Source organism: Kitasatospora sp. NPDC006697 (assembly GCF_042869935.1).
Taxonomy (GTDB): domain Bacteria; phylum Actinomycetota; class Actinomycetes; order Streptomycetales; family Streptomycetaceae; genus Kitasatospora.
The window spans coordinates 22,858-45,222 of record NZ_JBIAGU010000001.1; the positions used below are offsets into that span (position 1 = coordinate 22,858).

A 22,365-nucleotide genomic window follows, 5' to 3' on the forward strand; every position below is an offset into this window, starting at 1 on the left:
CGCGGCCACCAGGTGGACAAGTTCCGCCGCTCCGGGGGCTGCGCCGAAAACCCCTCCGCACCCGGCTGATCAGCGATTTCGCGGCCGCCGCGGCCCCGGGTACGGTCCAGGGAGCGGACAGCCGAGCGGGCCGGCCGCCCGGTCGCACAGGATCACCACCGGCGCCCGCGAGACCCCAGACCCCGCCCGGAGGACCGCCCCGTGAGCACTGCGACCACCGACCCGGCGACCATCGACCCGGCAGCCACCGGCTCGCTGAACGGCCCGCGCCTGGCCCGGATAGCGCAGCGGTACGGCACCCCGGCCTGGATCTACGACGCCGACCGGATCCGCGCCCAGATCGCCCGGCTGCGTGGCTTCGACGTGATCCGGTTCGCCCAGAAGGCCTGCTCCAACACCCACATCCTGCGCCTGATGCGCGCCGAGGGCGTGCTGGTGGACGCCGTCTCGCTCGGCGAGATCGAGCGCGCGCTCACCGCCGGCTACCCGGCCCAGGGGCCGGACGAGCCGATCGTCTTCACCGCCGACCTGCTGGACCGGGCCACCCTGCGCCGGGTGGTGGAGCTGCGGCTGCCGGTCAACGCCGGCTCGCCGCAGATGCTCGACCAGCTCGGCCGGGTCAGCCCCGGCCACCCGGTCTGGCTGCGGATCAACCCCGGCTTCGGGCACGGCCACAGCCGCAAGACCAACACCGGCGGCGAGCAGAGCAAGCACGGCATCTGGCACGAGCACCTGGCCGAGAGCCTGGACCTGGTGGACCGGCACGGCCTGGAGCTGATCGGCCTGCACATGCACATCGGCTCCGGGGTGGACTACGGCCACCTGGAGGCGGTCTGCGAGACCATGGTCAAGCAGGTGCGGCTGAGCGGCCGGGACGTCCGGGCGATCTCGGCCGGCGGCGGCCTCTCGGTGCCGTACCGGGAGGGCCAGCCGGAGGTGGACACCGAGCGGTACTTCCGGCTCTGGGACTCCGCCCGGCAGGAGCTGGTGCGCGAACTGGGCCACCCGGTGCGGCTGGAGATCGAGCCGGGCCGGTTCCTGGTGGCCGGCGCGGGCGTGCTGGCCAGCGAGGTGCGGGCGCAGAAGCCGGTCGGCAGCAACCACTTCGTGCTGGTCGACGCCGGCTTCAACGACCTGATGCGGCCGGCCATGTACGGCAGCAGCCACCGGGTCTCGGTGCTCTCGCCGGCCGGCGAGCCGCGCACCGGGACGGCGCTGGACACCGTGCTGGCCGGGCCGCTCTGCGAGTCGGGCGACGTCTTCACCCAGGTCGAGGGCGGCGACGTGGAGCCGATCCCGCTGCCCCGCGCCGAGATCGGCGACCTGGTGGTCTTCCACGACACCGGCGCCTACGGGGCCAGCATGTCCTCCAACTACAACTCCCGGCCGCTGCTGCCCGAGGTGCTGGTCGAGGGCGAGGGCGAGCGGCTGATCCGCCGCCGCCAGACGGTGGCCGAGCTGCTGGCCCTGGAGACCGAGCTGGGCTGACCGCCCGGAGCGGGGGGGGGGGGGGGGGCCCCCCCCCCGGCCCGCCGGCCCCCCCCCCCCCCCCGCCGGCCCCCCCCCCCCCCCCCCACAAACCCACCCCCCCCCCCCCCCCCCCCCCCCCCCCCCGTGGGGGGGGGGGGGGGGGGGGGGGGGGGCGGGGGGGGGGGGGGGGGGGGGGGGGGGCGGGGCGGCCCCCCCCGGCCGGCCCCCCCCCCCCCCCCCGCTCCTCGGCCGTACCTCAGCCGTACCCCAGCCATACCTCAGCCGTCCGCCCGCCGCTCGGCCACCAGCCCCGCCACCCCGTCGAGGAACCGCCGCACCACCGCGACCTCCTGCGGCGGGTAGCCGTCCAGCATCCCCACCAGCGCGCCGATCAGCGGCCCGAAGAACTCCTCGCCGAGCGCCACCGCCCGCGGCTCCACGGCCAGCAGCACCCGTCGCCGGTCCCGCTCGTCCCGGGAGCGCCGGACCAGGCCCAGCCGCTCCAGCCGGTCCAGCAGCGCCGTGGTACCCGCCGAGTTGAGCTTCAGCTGCGCACCCAGCCACCCCGGCGTGGCCTGCTCGCCCGCCCGGGCCGCGTCCAGCAACTGGATCAGGGCCCGCAGATCGGTCGGGTGCAGCCCGTGGCGCTGGGCGAACTCTGCTCCCAGCGCGTCGAGTTCGACCGTGACCCGGCGCAGCTGGTGCACCACCGCGAACTCCGGCCCGGCATTCGGCACCCGATCCATCTCGCACTCCCGTCCGATCGAGGCGTATTCTCTCGCTCAGCGAGATACTTGCCCGGCAATACTTCTCCAGGGGGTTCTACCATGGCCGACCGACGGCTCGACTGCGAGCGCGCCCAGCGGGCGCTGCTGGAGCGCTGGCGGCTCCCGGTCGAACGGATCGAGCTCGACTCCGGTTTCGGCACCACCGCGGTCACCGCCTGCGGACCGCGCGACGGCGAACCCCTGGTGCTGCTGCACGGCGGTTCCACCACCTCGGCCGTCTGGTTCGCCAACGCCCCCGCGCTCGCCCGCACCCGCCGGCTCTACGCCGTGGACCGGATCGGCGAGGCCGGCTTCAGCCGCCCCGGCGCCCGCCCCCCGCGCACCACGGCCGACCTGCACGATTGGCTGGACACCGTGCTGGACGGCCTCGCCCTCCCCGCCGCCGACCTGCTCGGCCACTCCTACGGCGGCGCCATCGCACTCGCCCACACCCTGGAGCGGCCGCACCGGGTGCGCCGGCTCGCCCTGCTGGACCCCACCCAGTGCTTCAGCGGCTTCCGCCCGGGCTACCTGCTGCGGGCGCTGCCGATGCTGCTGCGCCCCACCGCCGCGCGGGCCCGCGCCTTCCTCCGCTGGGAGACCGCGGGCCTGGAGCCGGACCCCGCCTGGCTGGAGCTCTACGGCCGGGCCGCCGAGTTCCCGAGCGCACGCCCCATCGTGTCGCGCCGCCCCCCCGCCGACCGGCTGGCCACCTGCCGGACCCGGGTGCTGGCCGTCTACGCCGCCGCGAGCCGCGCCCACGACGCCCGCCGCGCCCTGGCCGCCACCCAGCGCCTGCTCCCGGCCGCCGAGACCGCCCTGCTGCCCGGCGCCACCCACCACGGACTGCCCTACCAGGCGGCGGAGCAGGTCAACCGGCTGATCGAGGACTTCCTGGCGAAGCCCTGAGCCCGCCCCTCGGCCATGGGCGGCCAACCACTTTCCATAGCAGCCTAATTCGGACAATCGCGACAGCTTGACCAGGCCGCCCGTGTCCTTGCTCGAGTTCGGCCGTTGGTCCACGCAACACCCGTTCCGCAAGCCCCCCAACAGCCCAGGATCTTCCCATAAACCTATGATTTCCAATTGATATAGTCTCCCGCCAAGAGCCCAGGGAGGACCTGGCAAGGCCAACTTGGTGGACACCTATGACGCTTGACGGTAACCGCTCAACCGACGGTCAACCGGCCAACGGGACTCCGGTGGAAGGCGGTCGTGCCGCCGCGCGCCGTGCTGCCCAGCAGGCCGCCAAGGGCGGTGGCCGCGGGCGTCGGGCCGCGGGCAGCGGGAGCAGCGGGGGCGGAGGCGGAGGGAGCGGCACCGGCACCCCGGCCGCCTCAGGCGGCCGCGCACGCAGCCGCAAGGCCCCCCTCACCAAGGCCGCCAAGCGCAAGCGGGCCCTCAAGTACACCGCCTACGGCATGGGCATCACCCTGCTGGTCTCGGTCGGCGGCGGCTACCTCTACATCCAGGAGCTCAACTCCAACATCCGCAAGGGCGACCTCAACAACGGCGGCTCCGCCCTCGCCCCGGACTCCAAGGCCGACGCGGCCGGCCGCAAGCCGATGAACATCCTGATGCTGGGCTCCGACGGCCGCGCCAACGCCGACGACTGCAAGCTCGGCGGCTCCTGCGACGGCAGCGCCCCGCACGCCGACGTGGAGATGCTGGTCCACCTCTCCGCGGACCGCAGCAACGCCTCGATCATGAGCATCCCGCGCGACACCCAGGCGCAGATCCCGGACTGCACCGACCCCAAGACCAAGAAGGTGCTCAAGGGCCGCACCAGCCTGATCACCGACAGCCTCAACGTCGGCGACCCCGGCTGCGTGGTGGACACCTGGGAGAAGCTCACCGGCATCCACATCGATCACTACATGATGATCGACTTCGCCGGCGTGGTGAGCATGGCGGACGCCATCGGCGGCGTCGAGGTCTGCACCAAGCAGAACGTCAAGGACTACCAGCCCTTCACCGACGCGCAGGGTGTCTTCCACCAGATCGGCTCGCACCTGGTGCTGCCGGCCGGCACCCACTCGATCAAGGGCGAGCAGGCGCTGGAGTGGCTGCGCACCCGGCACGCCTTCGGCGACGGCACCGACATCGGCCGGGCCCAGGCCCAGCACCTCTACATCAACTCGATGATCCGCGAGTTCAAGTCCGCCAAGACGCTGGCCGACCCGATGAAGCTCAACGACCTGGCCCAGGCCGCCACCAAGGCGCTCTCGGTGGACAACGCGCTCGGCTCGGTGCAGGCGCTGGCCAACCTGGCGCTGGACCTGAACAAGGTCCCCAGCAACCGCATCACCACGGTCACCATGCCTTGGCAGTACGTCAAGGACCCGAAGAATTCGCAGGCCGACCTGGTGGTGGCCACGCCGGACTCCAAGAAGCTGTTCCAGATGATCGTCAACGACGTGCCGTTGGACAAGAACGCCCCGCCGGCCGCCACCGACCCGTCCAGCCCGGCCGCCGCGCCCAGCCCCGCCGCCCCAGCGCCGAGCTCCGCGCCGGCCGCCCCGGCCGCGCCCGCCGTCACCGTCGACAAGGCGACCATCCACGTCGACGTGCAGAACTCCAGCGGCGCCGCCGGCCGGTCCACCGCGATCTCGGACGCGCTGGTGAAGCAGGGCTTCAAGCTCGCCGTCAAGGACGCCAGCAAGGTGCCCAACTCGCCCACCAAGCTGATCTACCCGGCCAACAAGGCGGACTCCGCCAAGACCGTGGCCGCCGCGCTCAACCTGCCGGACTCCGCGCTGGAGCAGTCCGGCGCCTCGGGCACCTCGCTGACCCTGAAGGTCGGCACCGACTGGACCGCCGGCGACACCTTCGGCTCCGCCCCGGCCGCCGGCGGTGCGAGCGCCCCGGCCGCGCCGCCCGCGCCGACCGCGCTGCCGACCACCGTGCAGTCGCAGAACGCGGACGACTCCAGCCAGTGCATGGACGTCAACCCGGCGCCGCACTCGGCCTTCAAGGACGGCCAGAGCGACTACATCTACAGCTGGGTCGGCCCGAACGTCCCGAACGTCCCGCAGCCCTGACCCGTCAGGACCCGCACACCCCGGTGCCGCCGAGCAGCGCTCGGCGGCACTGCCGTCCCCACCAGCTCGAATTCCGGTCGGGCCGCCGGTTCGCGGCCGATAGAATGGGCGGCATCCTCGGCGATGGCCGCCGACAGCGCGCCCGGCCCGCACGGGGCCAGGGCGGCGCTCCCCTAGATGAAGGAGCTTCTCCGGATGGCTCGACACCTGATCACCAGCGCGCTTCCCTACATCAACGGGATCAAGCACCTGGGGAACATGGTCGGGTCCATGCTCCCGGCGGACGTGTACTCCCGCTACCTGCGCCAGCGCGGCCACGAGGTGCTCTACATCTGCGCCACCGACGAGCACGGCACCCCGGCCGAGCTGGCCGCCAAGGCCGCCGGCCAGTCGGTCGAGCAGTTCTGCGCCGAGCAGCACGACGCGCAGAAGGCCATCTACGACGGCTTCGCGCTCTCCTTCGACTACTTCGGCCGCTCCTCCTCGCAGCAGAACCGGGAGATCACCCAGGAGTTCGCCCGCGAGCTGCAGGCCAACGGCTTCATCGAGGAGCGGGCGATCCGGCAGGTCTACTCGATCGCCGACGGCCGGTTCCTGCCGGACCGCTACATCGAGGGCACCTGCCCGCACTGCGGCTACGACAAGGCCCGCGGCGACCAGTGCGAGAACTGCACCCGGCTGCTCGACCCGACCGACCTGATCAACCCGCGCTCGGCGGTCAGCGGCTCCACCGAGCTGGAGGTCCGCGAGACCTCGCACCTCTTCCTGCTGCAGTCCAAGCTGGCCGGCGAGGTCGAGGCCTGGATCGACGAGCACGGCAAGGACTGGCCGACGCTGGCCTCCTCGATCGCCCGCAAGTGGCTGACCGAGGGCCTGAACGACCGTGCGATCACCCGCGACCTGGACTGGGGCGTGCCGGTCCCGGCCGACGTCTGGCCGGAGATGGCCGCCCAGGGCAAGGTCTTCTACGTCTGGTTCGACGCTCCGATCGAGTACATCGGCGCCACCAAGGAGTGGTCGGACGCCGACCCGGCCAACCGGGACTGGAAGTCCTGGTGGTACGAGGCCACCGACGTCCGCTACACCGAGTTCATGGCCAAGGACAACGTCCCGTTCCACACCGTGATGTTCCCGGCCACCCAGCTGGGCACCCGGGCGCCGTGGAAGAAGGTCGACTACGTCAAGGCCTTCAACTGGCTGAACTACTACGGCGGCAAGTTCTCCACCAGCCAGAAGCACGGCATCTTCACCGACGCCGCGCTGGAGCTGCTGCCCGCCGACTACTGGCGTTACTTCCTGATGGCCAACGCGCCGGAGTCGGACGACACCAGCTTCAGCTGGGAGCTCTTCTCCGCCACGGTCAACAAGGACCTGGCCGACACCCTCGGCAACTTCGTCAACCGGGTGCTCTCCTTCTCGCTCAAGCGGTTCGGCGACACCGTGCCGGCCGGCGCCGAGCTGGGCGAGGCCGAGGCGGCGCTGGGCGCGGAGGTGGCGGGCCTGCTCGCCGAGTACCAGGGCCACCTGGACACCCTGCAGTTCCGCAAGGCGGCGCAGGCGCTGCGCGCGCTGTGGAGCGCGGGCAACGTCTACCTGGAGACCAAGGCGCCCTGGCTGGAGATCAAGACCGACGAGGCCGCCGCCGCGCTCACCCTGCGCACCGCGATGCAGCTGATCCACCTCTACGGCGTGGTCTCGGCCCCGTTCATCCCGGCCTCCAGCGCCGCGATGCGCGCGGTCTTCGCCGACGACACCGCCGCCGAGCCGGGCTGGATCTCCCAGGAGCAGGCCACCGCGCTGGAGTTCGTGCCGGCCGGCACCGGCTTCGCCGTGCCGCCGGTGCTCTTCGCCAAGATCACCGATGACGACCTGGCGGCCTGGCGCGAGCGGTTCGGCGCGCAGTAACCACGGATCCCCGCAGGCGGGGGGGGGGGGGGGGGGGGGGCCCCCCCCCCCCCCCCCCCCCCCCCCGCTCGCGTTCCCCCGCGCACCGGCGCGGGGCCCTCGGCCGCGCGCCCCTCAACTGCGCGGGAACGCTCCCTGGTTGACCGGTGACGGGCCGTCTACCGTCGGTAGTCGAGAGAGGCCCGACCCCGGAGGAACCCGTGTCGCTCGACCCCGCCGCCCCCGCCGAACCGCTGATCCCGCTGCACTGCCTGCGGGCCATGGAGCCCGCCCCGCCCACCCTCACCACCCTGCGCACCGGCACCCCCGTCTACCTGGTCCGCCGGCACGCCGACGTGCGCCAGGTGCTCACCGATCCGCGCCTGGACCGGGCCGGCCTGTTCGCCCCCGGCGCCCCGCCGATCACGCCCTACCCGAACCTGCTGGACGACCCGGACACGATCCTCAACCTGGACGGGGTCGAGCACCAGCGGCTGCGCCGCACCGTGCAGCGCGCCTTCACCCCGCGCGCCGTCGCCCGCTGGCGCCCCTGGGTCGCCTCGGTGGTGGACGACCTGGTCGAGCGGCTGGCCGCGGCCGAGCGGCCCGCCGACCTGGTCGCCCGGCTCACCCGTCCGCTGCCGATCGCGGTGATCTCCCGGCTGATGGCCCTGGAGGAGGTGGACTTCAAGCGGCTGGAGCACTGGAGCGACCACGCGCTCTCCGCCGCCGCCTACTCCCCCGAGCAGGTGGTGCAGGCGCTGCACGAGTTCGTCGGCTTCGGCGCCGAGCTGGTCGCCCAGCGCCGGGCCGAGCCGGGCGAGGATCTGGTCAGCTCGCTGGTCCGGGCCGCCGACCAGGACGCCGAGGTGACGGACGACCAGGTGGTGCGGCTGGTGATCGGCCTGGTGGTGGCCGGCCACGAGACCACCATGACCTCGCTCGGCAACGCCCTGGTCTACCTGCTGGCCGAGGACCGGGAGGCCTGGCGGGAGCTGGCCACCGACGAGGGCCGCGCCGCCGCCGCGACCGAGCAGCTGCTGCGCGGCATCCCGCTGGGCGGGAACGACGTGCTGCCCGGGAGCCTGCGCCGGGCCAAGGAGGAGCTGGAGATCGGCGGGGTGCGGATCCCGGCCGGCGCGGTGGTGGCCGCCGACGGCTTCGCCGCCAACCACGACCCCGAGGTCTACCCGGTCCCCTGGCACGCCGCGCTCTTCGAGCCGCCCGGCACCCCTCACCTGGCCTTCGGCGCCGGCCCGCACCACTGCCTGGGCGCCTGGCTGGCCCGGCTGGAGCTGGAGCTGGCCCTGCACCGGCTGGCCCGGCGGCTGCCGGAGCTGCGCCTGGAGGTGTCGGCGGCGGAGATCGACTGGCGGCGCGGACTGATGACCCGAGGCCCGCAGACCCTGCCGGTCTCCTGGTGACCGCCGGACCGGACGGCGGCCTGACCGTCGCCGTGGACCGCACGCTCTGCGCCGGCACCGGCCTCTGCGTGGGCAGCGCCCCCGCCGACCTGGAGTTGGGGCCGGACGGCCGGGCCCGGACGCTGCGCGCGCTGACCGGTGCCCGCGAGGAGGTGCTGGAGGCCGCCGAGTTCTGCCCGATGGGCGCGCTCACGGTGCGGGTGGCGGCCACCGGCGAGCAGTTGGCGCCCTGAGACAGCGGGGTGCCGGTCCGGCACCCCGCTGTCGGTCAGCGCAGGTCGCCCAGCGCGTCGCGCTGCTGCGGGTGGTTCAGCACCACCAGCGGCGCGGCGGCGAACTGGGGCGCCATCGGCTGACCCGGCGTCACCTGGTCGGCGCCGTCGGTCAGCGGCAGCCGCAGCTCGGAGCGGGCCAGGTCCACCGTGAGGGTGGGCCGGGTGTCCGGCGGGTCGATCAGGTTGGCATCGGTGCCGCCGATGATCAGCGCCAGCCGGTGCCCGGCCGGCACCACGTGGTCGGTGGCGGCCAGGTGCACGGTCATCCGGTAGGGCGTGCCCGGGGTGAGCGGCTGCTGCCGGTCCAGCGAGGCGGCGTGGCCGAGGTCGATCCAGCCCCGGCTGAACACGGTCGCGCCGACCTGCGCGGTGGCGGCGGCGGTGTCCAGGAAGCAGCCGCTGTCGCCGCTGGTGCCCTCGCCCCAGCAGGACCGGGTGCCGAGGGTGCGGATGCCCTCGCCGGCGCCCTGGTAGTCCCGGATCACGGCCGGCCCGATGTCCACCAGCACGGCGCTCAGGTGGGCGCTGGCGGTGCTGGAGCTGACCGTCAGGGTGACCGAGCCGCTGCCGGAGATCCGCAGGTCGTGCGCGAGCACCCCGCTGCTGAGCGCGGCCTTGTCGGGGGTGGCGCGGTCCACGTCGGCGGCCCAGGCGTTCTCGTCCCGGGTCGGGTCGTCGGTGAGGCTCACCGTGCCGTGGTTGCCGCCAGGGGCGGCCAGCGTGCCGGGGCCCAGCGCGACCGCGTCCTGCGAGGTGCCGGGGGCGGGCCACTTGGCGTCGGTGCTCCACTGGTCGGGGGCCCGCTCGACGTCGGCCATCGGCTCGCGGTCGATGCCGTTGTCGACGCCCATCAGGTAGTGGTCGAACCAGCGGTGCAGGGTGTCCACCCAGTCCTGGCGCCGGTAGTCGAACGGGTCGACGTGCCCGGTCTGGGAGAGCCAGATCTTGCGCGGCACCCCGCGGGCGGCCAGCGCCTGCCACCACTGCCCGTAGTTGACGGTGCGGACGTTCAGGTCCTGCATCCCGTGTACCAGGAAGACGCTGGCGTGCACCTGCGCGGCGTCGGCCACGTAGTCGCGCTGCTGCCAGAGCGGTGTCCAGTCGCCGTCGTAGGGCGCGCCGGCCGCCAGGTCGGCCTGTTCGGCGGCGCAGGCCGTGGTGGTGGCCGGGTCCTCGACGTAGCCGGCCAGGTCGGCGGGGGTGCCCTGGTAGAGCGGGGCGCCCTGGGAGCGGTAGTAGTCGTACCAGGAGCTGATCGCGGAGATCGGCACGATGGTCTTCAGCCCGGCGACCCCGGTGGCGGCCACGCCGTTGGCGATGGTGCCGTCCCAGGACTTGCCGATCATGCCGACCGAGCCGTTCGCCCAGCCCGCCGCCACCCGGTCCGCGCCGGTGCGCGAACCGTAGCCGGCGGCCCGGCCGTTCAGCCAGTCGATGACGGCCTTGGCGCTGTCCACGTCGGACCGGCCGCCGACGTCCACGCAGCCGTCCGAGCGGTTGGTGCCGGCCAGGTCGACCAGCACCACCGCGTAGCCGCGCGGCACGAAGTAGTTGTCGTAGTAGAGCGGGAACTGGACCGGGTTCCCGCCGCCGTCATAGGTCTTGAGCTGGCTCTCGTTGCCGCGCCCGCAGCAGGAGAAGTACGGGCTGGCGTCCATGACGACCGGGATCCGGCGGCCGTGGGCGGCCGGTTCGCGGGGGCGGATGATGTCGGCGGCGACCCGGTCGCGGTGGCCGTCCCGCTGCCCGTCCAGTCCGGTGTCGACCCAGACGGTCTCCCGGACCGCGTCGGCGTAGGAGTAGACGGGTTGGCTGGCGCCGTCGTGGACGGAGCCGGCCCAGGCCGTGCCGGCCGGCCCGAGCAGGGCGGCGGCGAACGCGAGCAGCAGGGTGGCGACGACCGTCACCGAAGGGATGCGGGGGTGTCTCACAAGCAGGGACCGTACCCAGTCATGTCCATGTTGACCCGTCAGTCGACGGGATGAACTGACGGAGCATCACCCCCACCGCAGAAGGCGCGCGGCCCGGTCGGGTGACCGGGCCGCGCGCCGCACCGCCGTGCGCTCAGAGCGGATAGCTGGGCACCGCCCCCAGCTCGTCGATCTCCTCGTGCGCCTTGTCCAGCAGCTGCCTGGCCAGCGCCTGCAGCGCCCTGGCCGCCGCGACCTCCTCGCCGACCCGGTCCTGCTCCGGATCGGCGGGGTGTCGGCTGGTGTCACCGCGGGCCCGCAGCTCCCGGCCGTCCGGCAGCCGCAGCAGCGCCGCGGCCGCGGTGTGCGGGGCCTCCTCGGCGAACTCCACCTCGATGTGCCATCCCACCAGCGTCTTCGTCATCGCCGTCACCTCCACGGGTACCCCTCCAGCATGCACCCGCCCGGCCGCCGCATCTCACGCACGGTGAGCGACACTTCCGCCCAGGTGGACGCAGCGTCACACGTTCGTACGCGGTGTAGTGGCAGCGCGCGCCGACCCGGCCGACGGTGGAGCAGGCAGCCCCGGATGTCCCCCGGTCGACCGACGGTCGACCCGTCCGGCCTGCGCCCAGGAAAGGGAAAACCCCATCATGCGTCGTGCACACCACCTCGCCGCGGCGGTCCTCGCCGCCGCCGCGCTGAGCCTGGCCCCGACCATCGCCTCCGCCGAGGCGATGCCCGGAACCCCGGCCGACCACCCGGTCACCGCGCAGTCCGACGACCACAAGGCCGACGACCACGGCACCGAGCAGCAGAAGCCGGAGGACAAGGACCACGCCGACCGCTCCGACCACGACCGGGACGGCAAGGACCGGGACGACAAGGACCGCGGTGACAAGGACCACGGTGACAAGGACCACGGTGACAAGGACCGCGGCCGGGAGCACACCCAGGACTGGGCCGACGGCAGCCACGACGGCGAGCACCGCCCGCACGGCGGCGTGCACACCGGTGGCGGCTTCGGCGCGCTGACCGCCGACCACAGCCTGGCCACCGGCAGCGTGCTGCTGGCCGGCGGCCTCGCCGTCGGTGCGCTGGCGCTGCGCCGCCGCAAGCCCGCGCGCCCGCAGGCCTGAGCCACCCGCCCCGCGAGACGCGCCGCCCGCCCCGTCCCCGGCGGGCGGCGCGCCCCGTCCGATCCACCGAGAAAGGCCCGGCCGTGGCACCCAAGGTTCCGCACGACGGCGACCCCGCCCCGCTCAACGAGAAGCTCAGCCGCCGGCGCCGGAACGCGCTCTTCGCCGCTCTGCTCAGCTGCCTGCTCGGCCTGCTGCTGATCCACCGCTCGGACGACCCGCGCCCGGCCCTGCCGCCCAAGCAGCCCCCCGCCGTGCAGGCCGCCGCCTCGCCCGGCCCCGTCGCCCGGCGGACCACCCCGGCGGTCGCCGTACCGGACGCCCACCCGGTGAAGCTGGCGATCCCCTCGCTGGGCGTGGCCGCCCCGTTCACCGGCCTGGACCTCGGGCAGAACGGCGTGCTCAACGCCCCGCCGCCGGACGACACCAACCTGGTCGGCTGGTACCGGGGCGGCACCGTGCCCGGCAACAAGGGCCCGGCCATCGTGCTCGGCCACGTGGACACCAAGACCGCGCCCGCCGTCTTCTGGGGCCTGTCCACCCTGACCCAGGGCGCCACCGTGGACATCGACCGGGACGACAAGGTGACCGCCACCTTCACCGTCGACAGCGTCGAGGTCTTCGCCAAGGACGACTTCCCGGACAACCGGGTCTACGGCCCCACCAAGGACGCCCAGCTGCGCCTGATCACCTGCGGCGGCGCCTACGACCGCCAGCACGGCGACTACACCGCCAACGTGGTGGTCTTCGCCCACCTGAGCGGCCTGCGCGAGACGTAGATCCTGCGGAACCCGGCACGCCGGGCCGGGATCCGGCGCATCATCGAGCGGTACGCCGATCCGAGGAGGCCGCCCGATGACCGTGCCCGACTGGCTGTCCGAGGCCGTGCTCTACCAGGTCTACCCGCAGTCCTTCGCGGACTCCGACGGCGACGGCATCGGCGACCTGCCCGGCCTGACCGCCCGGCTCGACCACCTGGCCGAGCTGGGCGTCACCGCGCTCTGGCTCAGCCCCTGCTTCGCCTCCGAGTTCGGCGACGCGGGCTACGACGTGGCCGACTACCTGACCGTCGCCCCGCGCTACGGCACCAACGCCGACCTGGCCGACCTGGTCGCCGCCGCCCGCGAGCGCTCCATCCGGGTGCTGCTCGACCTGGTGCCGGGCCACACCTCGCACCGCCACCCGTGGTTCCGCCGGGCCGCCGAGGACCCGGCCGACGACCGCTACGTCTGGTCCGACCGGATCACCTCGCCGGTGCACCAGTGGATCCCCAACCTGGGCGCCCGCGGCGGCTTCTACCGGGCCAACTTCTTCCCGATCCAGCCCGCGCTCAACTTCGGCTACGCCCGGCCGGACCCGGCCGAGCCCTGGCGCAGCCCCGTGGACGGCCCCGGCCCGACGGCCAACCGGGCCGCGCTGCGCGAGATCATGGCGCACTGGTTCGAGCTGGGGGTGGCGGGCTTCCGGGTGGACATGGCCTCCTCGCTGGTCAAGGACGACCCGGAGTTCCGGGAGACCGGCCGGCTCTGGGGCGAGCTGCGGGCCTGGCTGGACGGCACGTACCCGGACCGGGTGCTGATCGCCGAGTGGGGCGACCCGGCCCGCTCGGTCCCGGCCGGCCTGCACGCCGACTTCTTCCTGCACTTCAACGGCCGGGCGCTGCGCTCGCTCTGGGACAACGGCACCGGCAGCCAGGGCAGCTGGGCGGACGGACGGCCGTGCTACTTCGACCCCGAGGGGGCCGGCTCCCCCGCCGAGTTCCTGGCCGCCTGGCGGGCGGCCGACCGGGCGATCGGCGGGCGGGGCCTGGCCGCGCTGCCCACCGCCAACCACGACTTCTCCCGGCTGGCCTGCGGCCCGCGCACCCGGGAGCAGACCGCCTGCGCCTTCGCCTTCCTGCTCAGCTGGCCCACCCTGCCGGTGATCTACTACGGCGACGAGATCGGCATGCGCTACCTGCCGGGCCTGCCGGAGAAGGAGGGCAGCCAGTTCGGCACCGAGGCCCGGCAGGGCTCACGCACCCCGATGCAGTGGGACGGCTCGCCGAGCGCCGGCTTCTCCACCGCCGACCCGGCCGACTTCTACCTCCCGCTCGACCCGGCCCCGGACCGGCCGGACGCGGCCGCCCAGTGGGCCGACCCCGATTCGCTGCTGCACCAGGTGCGCCGGCTGGTCCGGCTGCGCCGGACGACCCCGGCGCTCGGCACCGGCGCGCCGGTGACGGTGCTGGGCGAGGGCTACCCGCTGGTCTACCGGCGCGGCGAGCACCACCTGGTGGTGGTCAACCCGCGCCGCGAGCCCGCCTCCTTCACCCTGCCGGAGCCGGTGACCGCCGCCACCGGGCTGGCGGTGCGCGGGGTGGCCGTCGAGGGCGACCGGGTGCGGGCCGAGGGCTTCGGCTACGGCATCTTCGAGACCGGCTGACGCGCTGTCGGCTGACGGGCTGCCAGCTTCGGATGGCTGTCCGGTTCCTCCCTCTTTATGCTGGTTGGCGATGACAGTCGACCGCCGCAGCATCCTGCGGACCTCAGCCCAGCTGGCCGCCCTCACGGCGGCCGGCGGCCTGCTGGCCGGCTGCGGCCGTGAGGCCGCCACCGCCGCCGGCGCGCCGCACCCGCCCGCCGCGAGCCCGAGCGCGCCGCCGACCAGCGGCTCGCCGCACTCCCCCGACCTGATCCCGCACGTGCCGGCCGGTCCGGCCGCCGCCTCCCCCTCGCCCACCGAGCCGGCCAGTCCGAGCCCGGTCGCCGAGCAGCCCCCGCTCGCCGAGGGCACCCCGCAGGAGGTGGTCAACGGGCCGCGCGACCGCCCGCAGGTCGCCCTGACCTTCCACGGCCAGGGCGATCCGGCGCTGGCCACCGCCCTGCTGCAGGCGGCCGAGCAGCGCGGCGCCCAGCTCACCGTGCTGGCGGTCGGCAGCTGGCTGGACCAGCAGCCGCAGCTCGCCCGCCGGATCCTGGACGGCGGCCACGAGCTGGGCAACCACACCCAGAACCACCTGGACATCTCCGCGATGTCCCCGGACCAGGCCTTCGCCGAGATCACCGCCTGCGCCGACCGGCTGAAGGCGCTCACCGGCTCGATCGGCCGCTGGTTCCGGCCCTCCGAGGCGCAGTACGCCACCAGCCAGGTGAAGGAGCAGGCCCTGCGGGCCGGCTACGAGCACCTGCTCTCCTTCGACCTCGACCCGCGCGACTACGCCGACCCGGGCGCCGACGCGGTGCAGCGCCGGATCCTGACCGCGGTCAAGCCCGGCTCGATCGTCGCCCTGCACATGGGCCACCAGGGCACGGTGGACGCGCTGCCGGCGGTGCTGGACGCGCTGCGCGAGCGCGGGTTGGCCGCGGTCACGGCGAGCCGGCTCTGCTCCTGACGGCCCATCGGCCCTCCGGGGCTCAGCCCAGCGGGTCGTCCTCCCCGTAGGGCCGCAGCCGCAGGGTCCGGGCGTCCATCGCCCGGATCCGCTCGGCCCGGGCCACCAGCTGCTCCAGGTTGTCCCGCCCGGCGTGGAGGAACCGCCCGTGCAGCGCGTCGAATCGGCCGCGGGCGGCGTCTACCGCGACCGCCACCATGTAGGGGATGGAGTTCCACTCCTTCATCCCCGCGAACATCGGCATCCCGGCGGTCATGTCGGTGGCCACCGCGCCCGGGCTGATGTCCAGCAGCACCACGTGGTGCTCGGCCAGCGAGTCGGCGATGTTGTCGGAGAGCTGCAGCAGCGCCCCCTTGGAGGTGGCGTAGGCCGAGTAGTGGCCGTCGGGGCGGACCGCGAAGCCGGAGTTCAGGTTGAGGATCCGGCCCCGGCGCCGCTCCACCATGCCGGGCAGCACGCTGCGCATCAGGTTGAAGGGCCCGCGCAGGTTCACCTCCAGCACCTGCCACCACTGGGCCGGGTCGGCCTCCCAGACCGGCACCTCGGCCCGGTCCACCTGGCCGGCGTTGTTGACCAGCAGGTCGATCGGCCCGAGGTCGCGCTCCACGCTGCGCACCGCCTCCCGGACCGCGCCGGGCCGGGCCACGTCGGCGGTGACCGCGATCCCCCGGGCGCCCTCCCGGACACAGGCCTTCAACGTCTCGGTCAGGCTCGCCAGGGTGCGGCCGACCAGCCCGACCGCCATCCCCTCGGCGGCCAGGCCGAGTGCGATCTCCCGCCCGATCCCCCGGCCGGCCCCGGTCACCAGGGCCACCTGTCCCTCCAGCGTGCCGCTGCGCATCGCGGCTCCCTCCCACCTCGGCGTTGATCCGCACCAGCATCCTCGCCGGGGCCACCCGGCACAGCCGGCCACACGCACGGGCCCCTGCCGCTCACCCGTCCGGAGTAGCGGCCGATCTCCCGGGGGAGGTCACCACGGGGTCCTACCAGGTAGTACGGTCGAGCGACAACGGTCGTGCGACCACGGCCCCGCGGCGATCCCGTCGGGCCGGTTTCCGGAAAGGCAAGTTGAGTGAGCGACATCTCGCGCGTGGGTGTGGTCGGCTGCGGGCTCATGGGCTCGGGCATCGCCGAGGTCTTCGCCCGGTCGGGGCTGGAGGTGCTGGTCTCCGAGGCCAGCCCTGCGGCCCTGGAGGCCGGTCGGGCCCGGTTGACGAACTCCCTGGACACCGCCGTCAAGCGCGGCAAGCTCACCACGGAGCAGCGGGACGAGGCACTGGGCCGGATCGGTTTCACCACCGAGCTGGCCGAGTTCGCCGACCGCGACCTGGTGGTCGAGGCGGTCGCCGAGATCGAGGAGATCAAGGTCCGGATCTTCCAGACCCTGGACCAGGTGGTCACCCGCCGGGACGCGATCCTGGCCTCCAACACCTCCTCGATCCCGATCGTGAAGCTGGCCGCCGCGACCAGCCGCCCGGAGCAGGTGATCGGCCTGCACTTCTTCAACCCGGCGCCGGTGCAGCGCCTGGTCGAGGTGATCCCGACCCTGACCACCTCCGCCGAGACCACCGCCCGGGTGGAGGCCTTCGCCGTCGAGGCGCTGGGCAAGGAGCCGATCCGGGCCCGCGACCGGGCCGGCTTCGTGGTCAACGCCCTGCTGGTGCCCTACCTGCTCTCCGCCGTGCGGATGTTCGAGTCGGGCGTGGCCACCGCGGCCGACATCGACAAGGGCATGGAGGCCGGCTGCGCCCACCCGATGGGCCCGCTGCGCCTGTGCGACCTGATCGGCCTGGACACCATCGTCTCGATCGCCGAGTCGATGTACGAGGAGTTCAAGGAGCCGCTGTACGCCGCTCCCCCGCTGCTCTCCCGGATGGTCGACGCGGGCCTGCTGGGCCGCAAGTCGGGCCGCGGCTTCTACGACTACACCGCCACCGCCTGATAGCGCGCATCGGCCCGGCCCGATCCATCCGGGCCGGGTCGGTATCGTGGGTCCCTGTTTTCGGGGAACGGGAAAGGCCCACTGTGCTCACAACCTCGCCGCCGGGGCGGCTCGCCGCGGCATGGGCGGTGCTGCAACGCCGGGCCGGCTGGCTCCTGGCCTGCTCGCTCGCGGTGCACCTGGTGCTCACCGTGCTGGCGACCGACATGTTCGACCTCAAGGTCTACTACCAGGGCGCGCCGCACCTGCTGCACGGCGACCTCTACGACTTCCAGCTGGTCCGGGCCGACCCGCGCGCCATGGCGCTGCCGTTCACCTACCCGCCGTTCGCCGCACTGCTCTTCCTGCCGCTGGCCGCCCTCCCCTGGACCGCCGCGGCCACCGCCTGGCAGCTGGTCTCGCTGGCTTCGCTGGCGCTGCTGGTGCACTGCTCCTTCCGGCTGCTCGGCCGGGGCGGCCGGAAGCGGCCGGCCATGCTCTGGCTCGCCCTGGCGCTCTGGCTGGAGCCGGTCAAGCACGGCCTGGACCTCGGCCAGATCGACCTGGTGCTGGCTGCCCTGGTGCTGGCCGGGATCGCCTACGGCCGCCCGCTCGCGGCCGGCGCGGGCGTCGGGGTGGCCGCCGGGGTCAAGCTGGTCCCGGCGATCACCGGCCTCTACTTCCTGGTCACCCGGCAGTGGCGGGCGGCCTGCTGGTCGGCCGGCGTGTTCTTCGCCACCCTCGGCCTGGCCTGGGCGGTCGCCCCGGCGGAGAGCCACCGCTACTGGTTCGAGCTGCTCGGAGACCCCAGCCGGATCGGCCAGGTGGCCTCCTACGAGAACCAGTCGCTGCGCGGCGCGCTGGCCCGCACCCTGGGCCACGACGCCGGCCTCTCCCCGCTCTGGCTGCTGCTCGCCGTGCTGTTCGCGGCAGCCGCCGCCCTGGCCCTGCGCACCGCCGCCCGGCACGGCGAGCGGCTGGCGCTGCTGGTGGTCACCCAGCTGCTCGGGCTGCTCTACAGCCCGATCTCCTGGAGCCACCACTGGATCTGGTTCCTGCCCGCGCTGATCTGCCTGGTGCACGGCCCGGCCCGGCGCGCCCCGCTCGGCAGGCTGGCGATCGGCGGCTGGCTGATGGCCACCGCCGGCTGGCTGGTACCGCTCACCGGCCACGCCGCCACCCGCTACGGCAGCCACTGGTACCTGGTCGCCCTGGACTGGTGCTACCCGGTCTGCACCCTGCTCAGCTTCCTCGCGCTGGCCTTCGCCCCGCGCCCCGGGCCGGCCGCCCCGGCGCCGCTGCCGGAGCAGGCCGCCGAGCCCGCCCCCGCCCTGGACTGACGCACGGAGAAAACGCCAGTGGGCCCCGGCCGAAGCCGGGGCCCACTGGCGTCGCGTCAGCGGTCAGGCGCCGCGGAGCACCGCGCCGGTGCGCTGCCGCGCGACGGCCACGGCGGCCTCCCGGGCGGCCGAGGCCTCGTCGGCGGTCAGCGTCCGGTCGGTGGCCCGGAACCGCAGCGCGTACGCCAGCGACTTCTTGCCCTCGCCCACCTGGTCGCCGGTGAAGACGTCGAACAGCCGGATCGCCTCCAGCAGCTCGCCCGCGCCGTCCCGCAGCGCGGCCTCCACCTCGGCGGCCGGCACCGCGGTGTCCACGATCAGCGCCACGTCCTGGGTCGCCACCGGGTAGGTGGAGACGGTCGGACCCTGCACCCGCTGCTCGCCGTCGGCGGTCAGCGCGTCCAGGTCCAGCTCCATCACCGAGGTGCGCTCGGGCAGGTGCAGCGCCTTGACCACCCGCGGGTGCAGCTCGCCGGCGTGGCCGACCACCCGGTCGGTGCCCGCCACCACCAGCTCGGCGCACCGGCCCGGGTGCCACGGCGCGGCGTGGCCCTGACGGACCGCCAGCTCCACCCCGGCGGCCGCGGCCACCGTGCGGGCGGCCTGCACCGCGTCCGCCCAGCCGGCCTGGGCGCCCTTGCCCCACCAGCCGGAGGGCAGCCGCTCGCCGGCCAGCGCCACCGCGACGTGCCGCGGCTGCGCGGGCAGCGCGGCGTCCAGCGCGGCCAGCTCCTCGTCGGTCGGGCGCCGGTCCACGGCCGGGCGCGGGGCCACCTGCGGCTCGGCACCGGGCAGGAAGACCAGCCCGGTCTCGAACAGCGCCAGGTCGGTGTTGCCCCGGCCGACGTTGCGCCGCACCGCGCCGAGCAGGCCCGGCAGCAGCGTGGTGCGCAGCGCCGGCTCCTCGTCGTTGAGCGGGTTGACCAGCTTCACCGTGCGGCGGCGCTCGTCGCCCGGCTCCAGGCCGAGGTCGTCGAAGGCCTGGTCGCCGAGGAACGGGTAGTTGTTGATCTCGACGTAGCCGGCGCCGGCCAGCGCCACACCGACCCGGCGGTGCATCCGCTGGGCCGGGGTCAGGCCCCGGCCCGGCGGCAGCTGGGGCATCCGGGCGGGCACGTTGTCGTACCCCTCCAGCCGGATGACCTCCTCGGCCAGGTCGTTGGGGTCGGTCAGGTCGGGGCGCCAGGTCGGCGGGGTGACCTCGAGCAGGTCGGCGCCGACCACGGTGCAGCCGACCTCCTGGAGCCGGCGGGTGACCGTCTCCCGGCCGTACTCGGTGCCCGCGACCCGGTCCGGCAGGTCGGCGGCGATGGTGATGGTGCGCACCGGCTGCGGGCCGACGATGTCGGTGACGCCCGCCTCGGCGGTGCCGCCGGCGATCAGCACCAGCAGGTCCACCGCGCGCTGGGCGGCGGCCCGGCCGGCCTCCGGGTCCACCCCGCGCTCGAAGCGCTTGGAGGCCTCGGAGGGCAGCTTGTGCCGCTTGGCGGTGCGGGCGATCGCCACCGGGTCGAAGTGCGCGGCCTCGATGATGATCTCGGTGCTGCCGGTGACCTCGCCGGTCTCCGGGTCCTGCACCGGGTCCAGGATCTCGGTGGACGCGCCGCCCATCACCCCGGCCAGGCCGATCGGGCCGGAGTTGTCGCAGATCAGCAGGTCCTCGGTGGACAGCTCGCGCTTGGCCCCGTCCAGCGTGGTCAGGGTCTCGCCCGCGGCGGCCCGGCGGACCGTGATCGGGCCGTCCACCCGGTTGCGGTCGTAGGCGTGCAGCGGCTGGCCGATCTCCATCATCACGTAGTTGGTGATGTCCACGGCCAGCGAGATCGGGCGGATGTGCAGCTTCTGCAGCCGGCGCTGCAGCCAGATCGGCGACTTGGCGCCCGGGTCCACGCCGACCACGGTGCGGGCCACGAAGCGGTCGCAGCCGGCCGGGTCGGCCACCTTGACCAGGTAGCCGTAGGAGTTGGCCGGCGGCACGTCCAGCAGCGCCGGGTCGGCCAGCGGCAGCCCGAAGGCGGCGGCCGCCTCCCGGGCCACGCCGCGGATCGACAGGCAGTAGCCGCGGTCCGGGGTGACGGCGATGTCCAGCACCTCGTCGACCAGCTGCAGCAGCTCGATCGCGTCGGTGCCGGGGGCGTACTCCGGCGGCAGCACGATGATGCCGTCGTGGTCCTCCCCCATGCCCAGCTCGCGGGCGGAGCAGATCATGCCGGCCGAGGTGCGGCCGTAGGTCTGCCGAGCGGCGATCGGGAACGGGCCGGGCAGCACGGCGCCGGGCAGCACCACGACCACCTTGTCGCCGACCGCGAAGTTGCGGGCGCCGCAGACGATCTCCTGCGGCTCGCCGGTGCCGTTGGCGTCGCCGACGTTGACCAGGCAGAACCGGATCGGCTTCTTGAAGCCGGTCAGCTCCTCGATGGAGAGCACCTCGCCGACCACCAGCGGGCCCTTGAGGTCGCCGCCGAGCTGCTCGACGGTCTCCACCTCCAGGCCCGCCCGGATCAGCTTCTCGGCCACCTCGCGACCGGTCACCGACTCCGGCAGGTCGACGTACTCACGCAGCCAGGAAAGCGGGACGCGCATCAGATCTCCACCCCGAACGGGAGAGTGAAACGGACGTCACCCTCGACCATGTCGCGCATGTCGGCGACGTTGTGACGGTTCATCAGGATTCGCTCCAGGCCGAGGCCGAAGGCGAAGCCGCTGTACCGCTCCGGGTCCACACCGGACGCCACCAGCACCCGCGGGTTGACCACGCCGCAGCCGCCCAGCTCGATCCAGCCCTCCGAGGAACAGGTCCGGCACGGCCGGTCCGGGTTGCCCACGCTCTCGCCCCGGCAGACGAAGCAGAGCAGGTCCACCTCGGCGCTCGGCTCGGTGAAGGGGAAGTAGGACGGCCGCCAGCGCAGCGGCAGCTCGTCGCCGATCAGCTTGGAGACCAGCAGCTCGATGGTGCCCTTGAGGTCGGCGAAGGTGATGCCCTCGTCCACCGCGATGCCCTCGACCTGTCGGAACACCGGGGTGTGGGTGGCGTCCAGCTCGTCGGTGCGGTAGACCCGGCCGGGCGCGATCGCGTAGACCGGCGGCTCCTTGGCCAGCATGGTGCGGATCTGCACCGGCGAGGTCTGGGTGCGCAGGACCATGCCCGAGTCGGGCGAGCCGTCGGCCGCGGCGACGAAGAAGGTGTCCTGCATCGAGCGGGCCGGGTGGTCCGGGCCGAGGTTGAGCGCGTCGAAGTTCAGCCACTCGGCCTCCACCTCGGGGCCCTCGGCGATGGAGTAGCCCATCGCGACGAAGGTGTCCTCGATCCGCTCGGCCAGCGTGGTCAGCGGGTGGCGGGCGCCGCGCGGCAGCCGGTCGTAGGGCAGCGAGACGTCCACCGCCTCCTCGACCAGAACCCGGGCGTCGCGCTCGGCCTCCAGTTCGGCCTGACGCTTCGCCAGCGCCTGGTTGACCGCCCCGCGGGCCTGGCCGATCAGCTTGCCGGCCGCGGCCTTGGCCTGCGGCGGCAGCGCGCCGATCTCGCGGTTGGCGAGGGCGAGCGGGGAGCGGTCGCCGGTGTGCGCGACCTTGGCCTGCTTCAGCTCCTCCAGGCTGCCGGCTGCGGCGAAGGCCGCGACCGCCTCGTCACGGGCGCGCTCGACCTCTTCGGGCTTCAATGCCTCGACCTCCACCGGGTCATAGGACTTGTTGGGTGCCGACATCTCGATGTTTTCCCGTGCTCCTGCTCGTCTCCGTGGCGTTACACCAGGTCGAGTGTAGTCGCAGGGCGACCTCGGACCCGGTGCGCGTCCCTTGCGCGGACTGCCCGCCGGGGCCCT

General features: G+C 74.0%; 18 protein-coding genes. 12 read left to right on the forward strand and 6 right to left on the reverse strand.

What is annotated here, in order from left to right; translation table 11 throughout:
• Positions 1 to 201 precede the first annotated feature (201 nt).
• Complete coding sequence (gene lysA, locus ACFYNO_RS00105; protein WP_388002575.1) at positions 202 to 1,488, forward strand: diaminopimelate decarboxylase; 1,287 nt, start codon at positions 202 to 204, stop codon at positions 1,486 to 1,488.
• A gap of 260 nt (positions 1,489 to 1,748) precedes the next feature.
• Here lysA and ACFYNO_RS00110 read toward each other — a convergent pair whose 3' ends face one another.
• Complete coding sequence (locus ACFYNO_RS00110) at positions 1,749 to 2,216, reverse strand: MarR family winged helix-turn-helix transcriptional regulator (RefSeq protein WP_388002578.1); 468 nt, start codon at positions 2,214 to 2,216, stop codon at positions 1,749 to 1,751.
• An 81-nt stretch (positions 2,217 to 2,297) separates the two neighbouring features.
• Here ACFYNO_RS00110 and ACFYNO_RS00115 point away from each other — a divergent pair, with 81 nt between their 5' ends.
• From ACFYNO_RS00115 to ACFYNO_RS00135, 5 genes are all read left to right on the forward strand, one after another.
• The gene (locus tag ACFYNO_RS00115; protein ID WP_388002581.1) at positions 2,298 to 3,146 is read left to right on the forward strand and encodes an alpha/beta fold hydrolase; all 849 of its coding nucleotides are present in this window, start codon (positions 2,298 to 2,300) and stop codon (positions 3,144 to 3,146) included.
• 293 nt (positions 3,147 to 3,439) lie between these two features.
• Complete coding sequence (locus ACFYNO_RS00120) at positions 3,440 to 5,278, forward strand: LCP family protein (protein ID WP_388002584.1); 1,839 nt, start codon at positions 3,440 to 3,442, stop codon at positions 5,276 to 5,278.
• Positions 5,279 to 5,473: 195 nt separating this feature from the next.
• Complete coding sequence (gene metG, locus ACFYNO_RS00125) at positions 5,474 to 7,183, forward strand: methionine--tRNA ligase (protein WP_388002587.1); 1,710 nt, start codon at positions 5,474 to 5,476, stop codon at positions 7,181 to 7,183.
• A 200-nt stretch (positions 7,184 to 7,383) separates the two neighbouring features.
• Positions 7,384 to 8,586: a cytochrome P450 gene (locus tag ACFYNO_RS00130; RefSeq protein ID WP_388002590.1), complete on the forward strand. Its 1,203-nt coding sequence runs from the start codon at positions 7,384 to 7,386 to the stop codon at positions 8,584 to 8,586.
• Positions 8,583 to 8,819 carry a ferredoxin gene (locus ACFYNO_RS00135; RefSeq protein ID WP_388002593.1) on the forward strand — a complete coding sequence of 79 codons (237 nt, stop codon included), beginning with the start codon at positions 8,583 to 8,585 and terminating at the stop codon, positions 8,817 to 8,819. Before ACFYNO_RS00130 ends, ACFYNO_RS00135 begins: the two co-directional genes overlap by 4 nt.
• 35 nt (positions 8,820 to 8,854) lie before the next feature.
• Here ACFYNO_RS00135 and ACFYNO_RS00140 read toward each other — a convergent pair whose 3' ends face one another.
• Both ACFYNO_RS00140 and ACFYNO_RS00145 read right to left on the reverse strand, forming a co-directional pair.
• Entirely contained in the window at positions 8,855 to 10,768 is a 1,914-nt protein-coding gene (locus ACFYNO_RS00140) for a Xaa-Pro dipeptidyl-peptidase (protein ID WP_388002596.1), read from the reverse strand.
• A gap of 157 nt (positions 10,769 to 10,925) precedes the next feature.
• Positions 10,926 to 11,195, reverse strand: a complete 270-nt coding sequence (locus tag ACFYNO_RS00145) for a dsRBD fold-containing protein (protein WP_388002599.1) — start codon at positions 11,193 to 11,195, stop codon at positions 10,926 to 10,928.
• Between the two features lie 229 nt (positions 11,196 to 11,424).
• Between ACFYNO_RS00145 and ACFYNO_RS00150 the strand changes: the two genes are divergently transcribed.
• The 4 genes from ACFYNO_RS00150 (at position 11,425) to ACFYNO_RS00165 (ending at position 15,283) form a co-directional block, all read left to right on the forward strand.
• Positions 11,425 to 11,910: a hypothetical protein gene (locus ACFYNO_RS00150; protein WP_388002602.1), complete on the forward strand. Its 486-nt coding sequence runs from the start codon at positions 11,425 to 11,427 to the stop codon at positions 11,908 to 11,910.
• Between the two features lie 83 nt (positions 11,911 to 11,993).
• Positions 11,994 to 12,689: a class F sortase gene (locus ACFYNO_RS00155; RefSeq protein WP_388002605.1), complete on the forward strand. Its 696-nt coding sequence runs from the start codon at positions 11,994 to 11,996 to the stop codon at positions 12,687 to 12,689.
• 76 nt (positions 12,690 to 12,765) lie between these two features.
• Positions 12,766 to 14,334: an alpha-amylase family glycosyl hydrolase gene (locus ACFYNO_RS00160; RefSeq protein WP_388002608.1), complete on the forward strand. Its 1,569-nt coding sequence runs from the start codon at positions 12,766 to 12,768 to the stop codon at positions 14,332 to 14,334.
• Between the two features lie 70 nt (positions 14,335 to 14,404).
• Positions 14,405 to 15,283, forward strand: a complete 879-nt coding sequence (locus ACFYNO_RS00165; protein WP_388002611.1) for a polysaccharide deacetylase family protein — start codon at positions 14,405 to 14,407, stop codon at positions 15,281 to 15,283.
• Positions 15,284 to 15,305: 22 nt separating this feature from the next.
• Here the strand turns inward: ACFYNO_RS00165 and ACFYNO_RS00170 are convergent, their stop codons facing one another.
• Positions 15,306 to 16,124, reverse strand: a complete 819-nt coding sequence (locus ACFYNO_RS00170; RefSeq protein ID WP_388002614.1) for an SDR family NAD(P)-dependent oxidoreductase — start codon at positions 16,122 to 16,124, stop codon at positions 15,306 to 15,308.
• 231 nt (positions 16,125 to 16,355) lie between these two features.
• Between ACFYNO_RS00170 and ACFYNO_RS00175 the strand changes: the two genes are divergently transcribed.
• Together ACFYNO_RS00175 and ACFYNO_RS00180 are read left to right on the forward strand one after the other, a co-directional pair.
• Positions 16,356 to 17,225, forward strand: a complete 870-nt coding sequence (locus ACFYNO_RS00175; RefSeq protein WP_388002617.1) for a 3-hydroxybutyryl-CoA dehydrogenase — start codon at positions 16,356 to 16,358, stop codon at positions 17,223 to 17,225.
• 83 nt (positions 17,226 to 17,308) lie between these two features.
• Entirely contained in the window at positions 17,309 to 18,544 is a 1,236-nt protein-coding gene (locus ACFYNO_RS00180; RefSeq protein ID WP_388002620.1) for a glycosyltransferase 87 family protein, read from the forward strand.
• A gap of 63 nt (positions 18,545 to 18,607) precedes the next feature.
• On the opposite strand, the gene pheT is transcribed toward ACFYNO_RS00180, so the two are convergent.
• Both pheT and pheS read right to left on the reverse strand, forming a co-directional pair.
• A complete protein-coding gene (gene pheT / locus ACFYNO_RS00185; protein WP_388002623.1) occupies positions 18,608 to 21,127 on the reverse strand; it encodes a phenylalanine--tRNA ligase subunit beta in 2,520 nt (839 codons plus the stop codon).
• On the reverse strand, positions 21,127 to 22,248 hold the full coding sequence (gene pheS, locus ACFYNO_RS00190) for a phenylalanine--tRNA ligase subunit alpha (RefSeq protein WP_388002626.1): 1,122 nt from the start codon (positions 22,246 to 22,248) through the stop codon (positions 21,127 to 21,129). The genes pheT and pheS overlap by 1 nt, the downstream gene beginning before the upstream one ends.
• Positions 22,249 to 22,365: the final 117 nt, after the last annotated feature.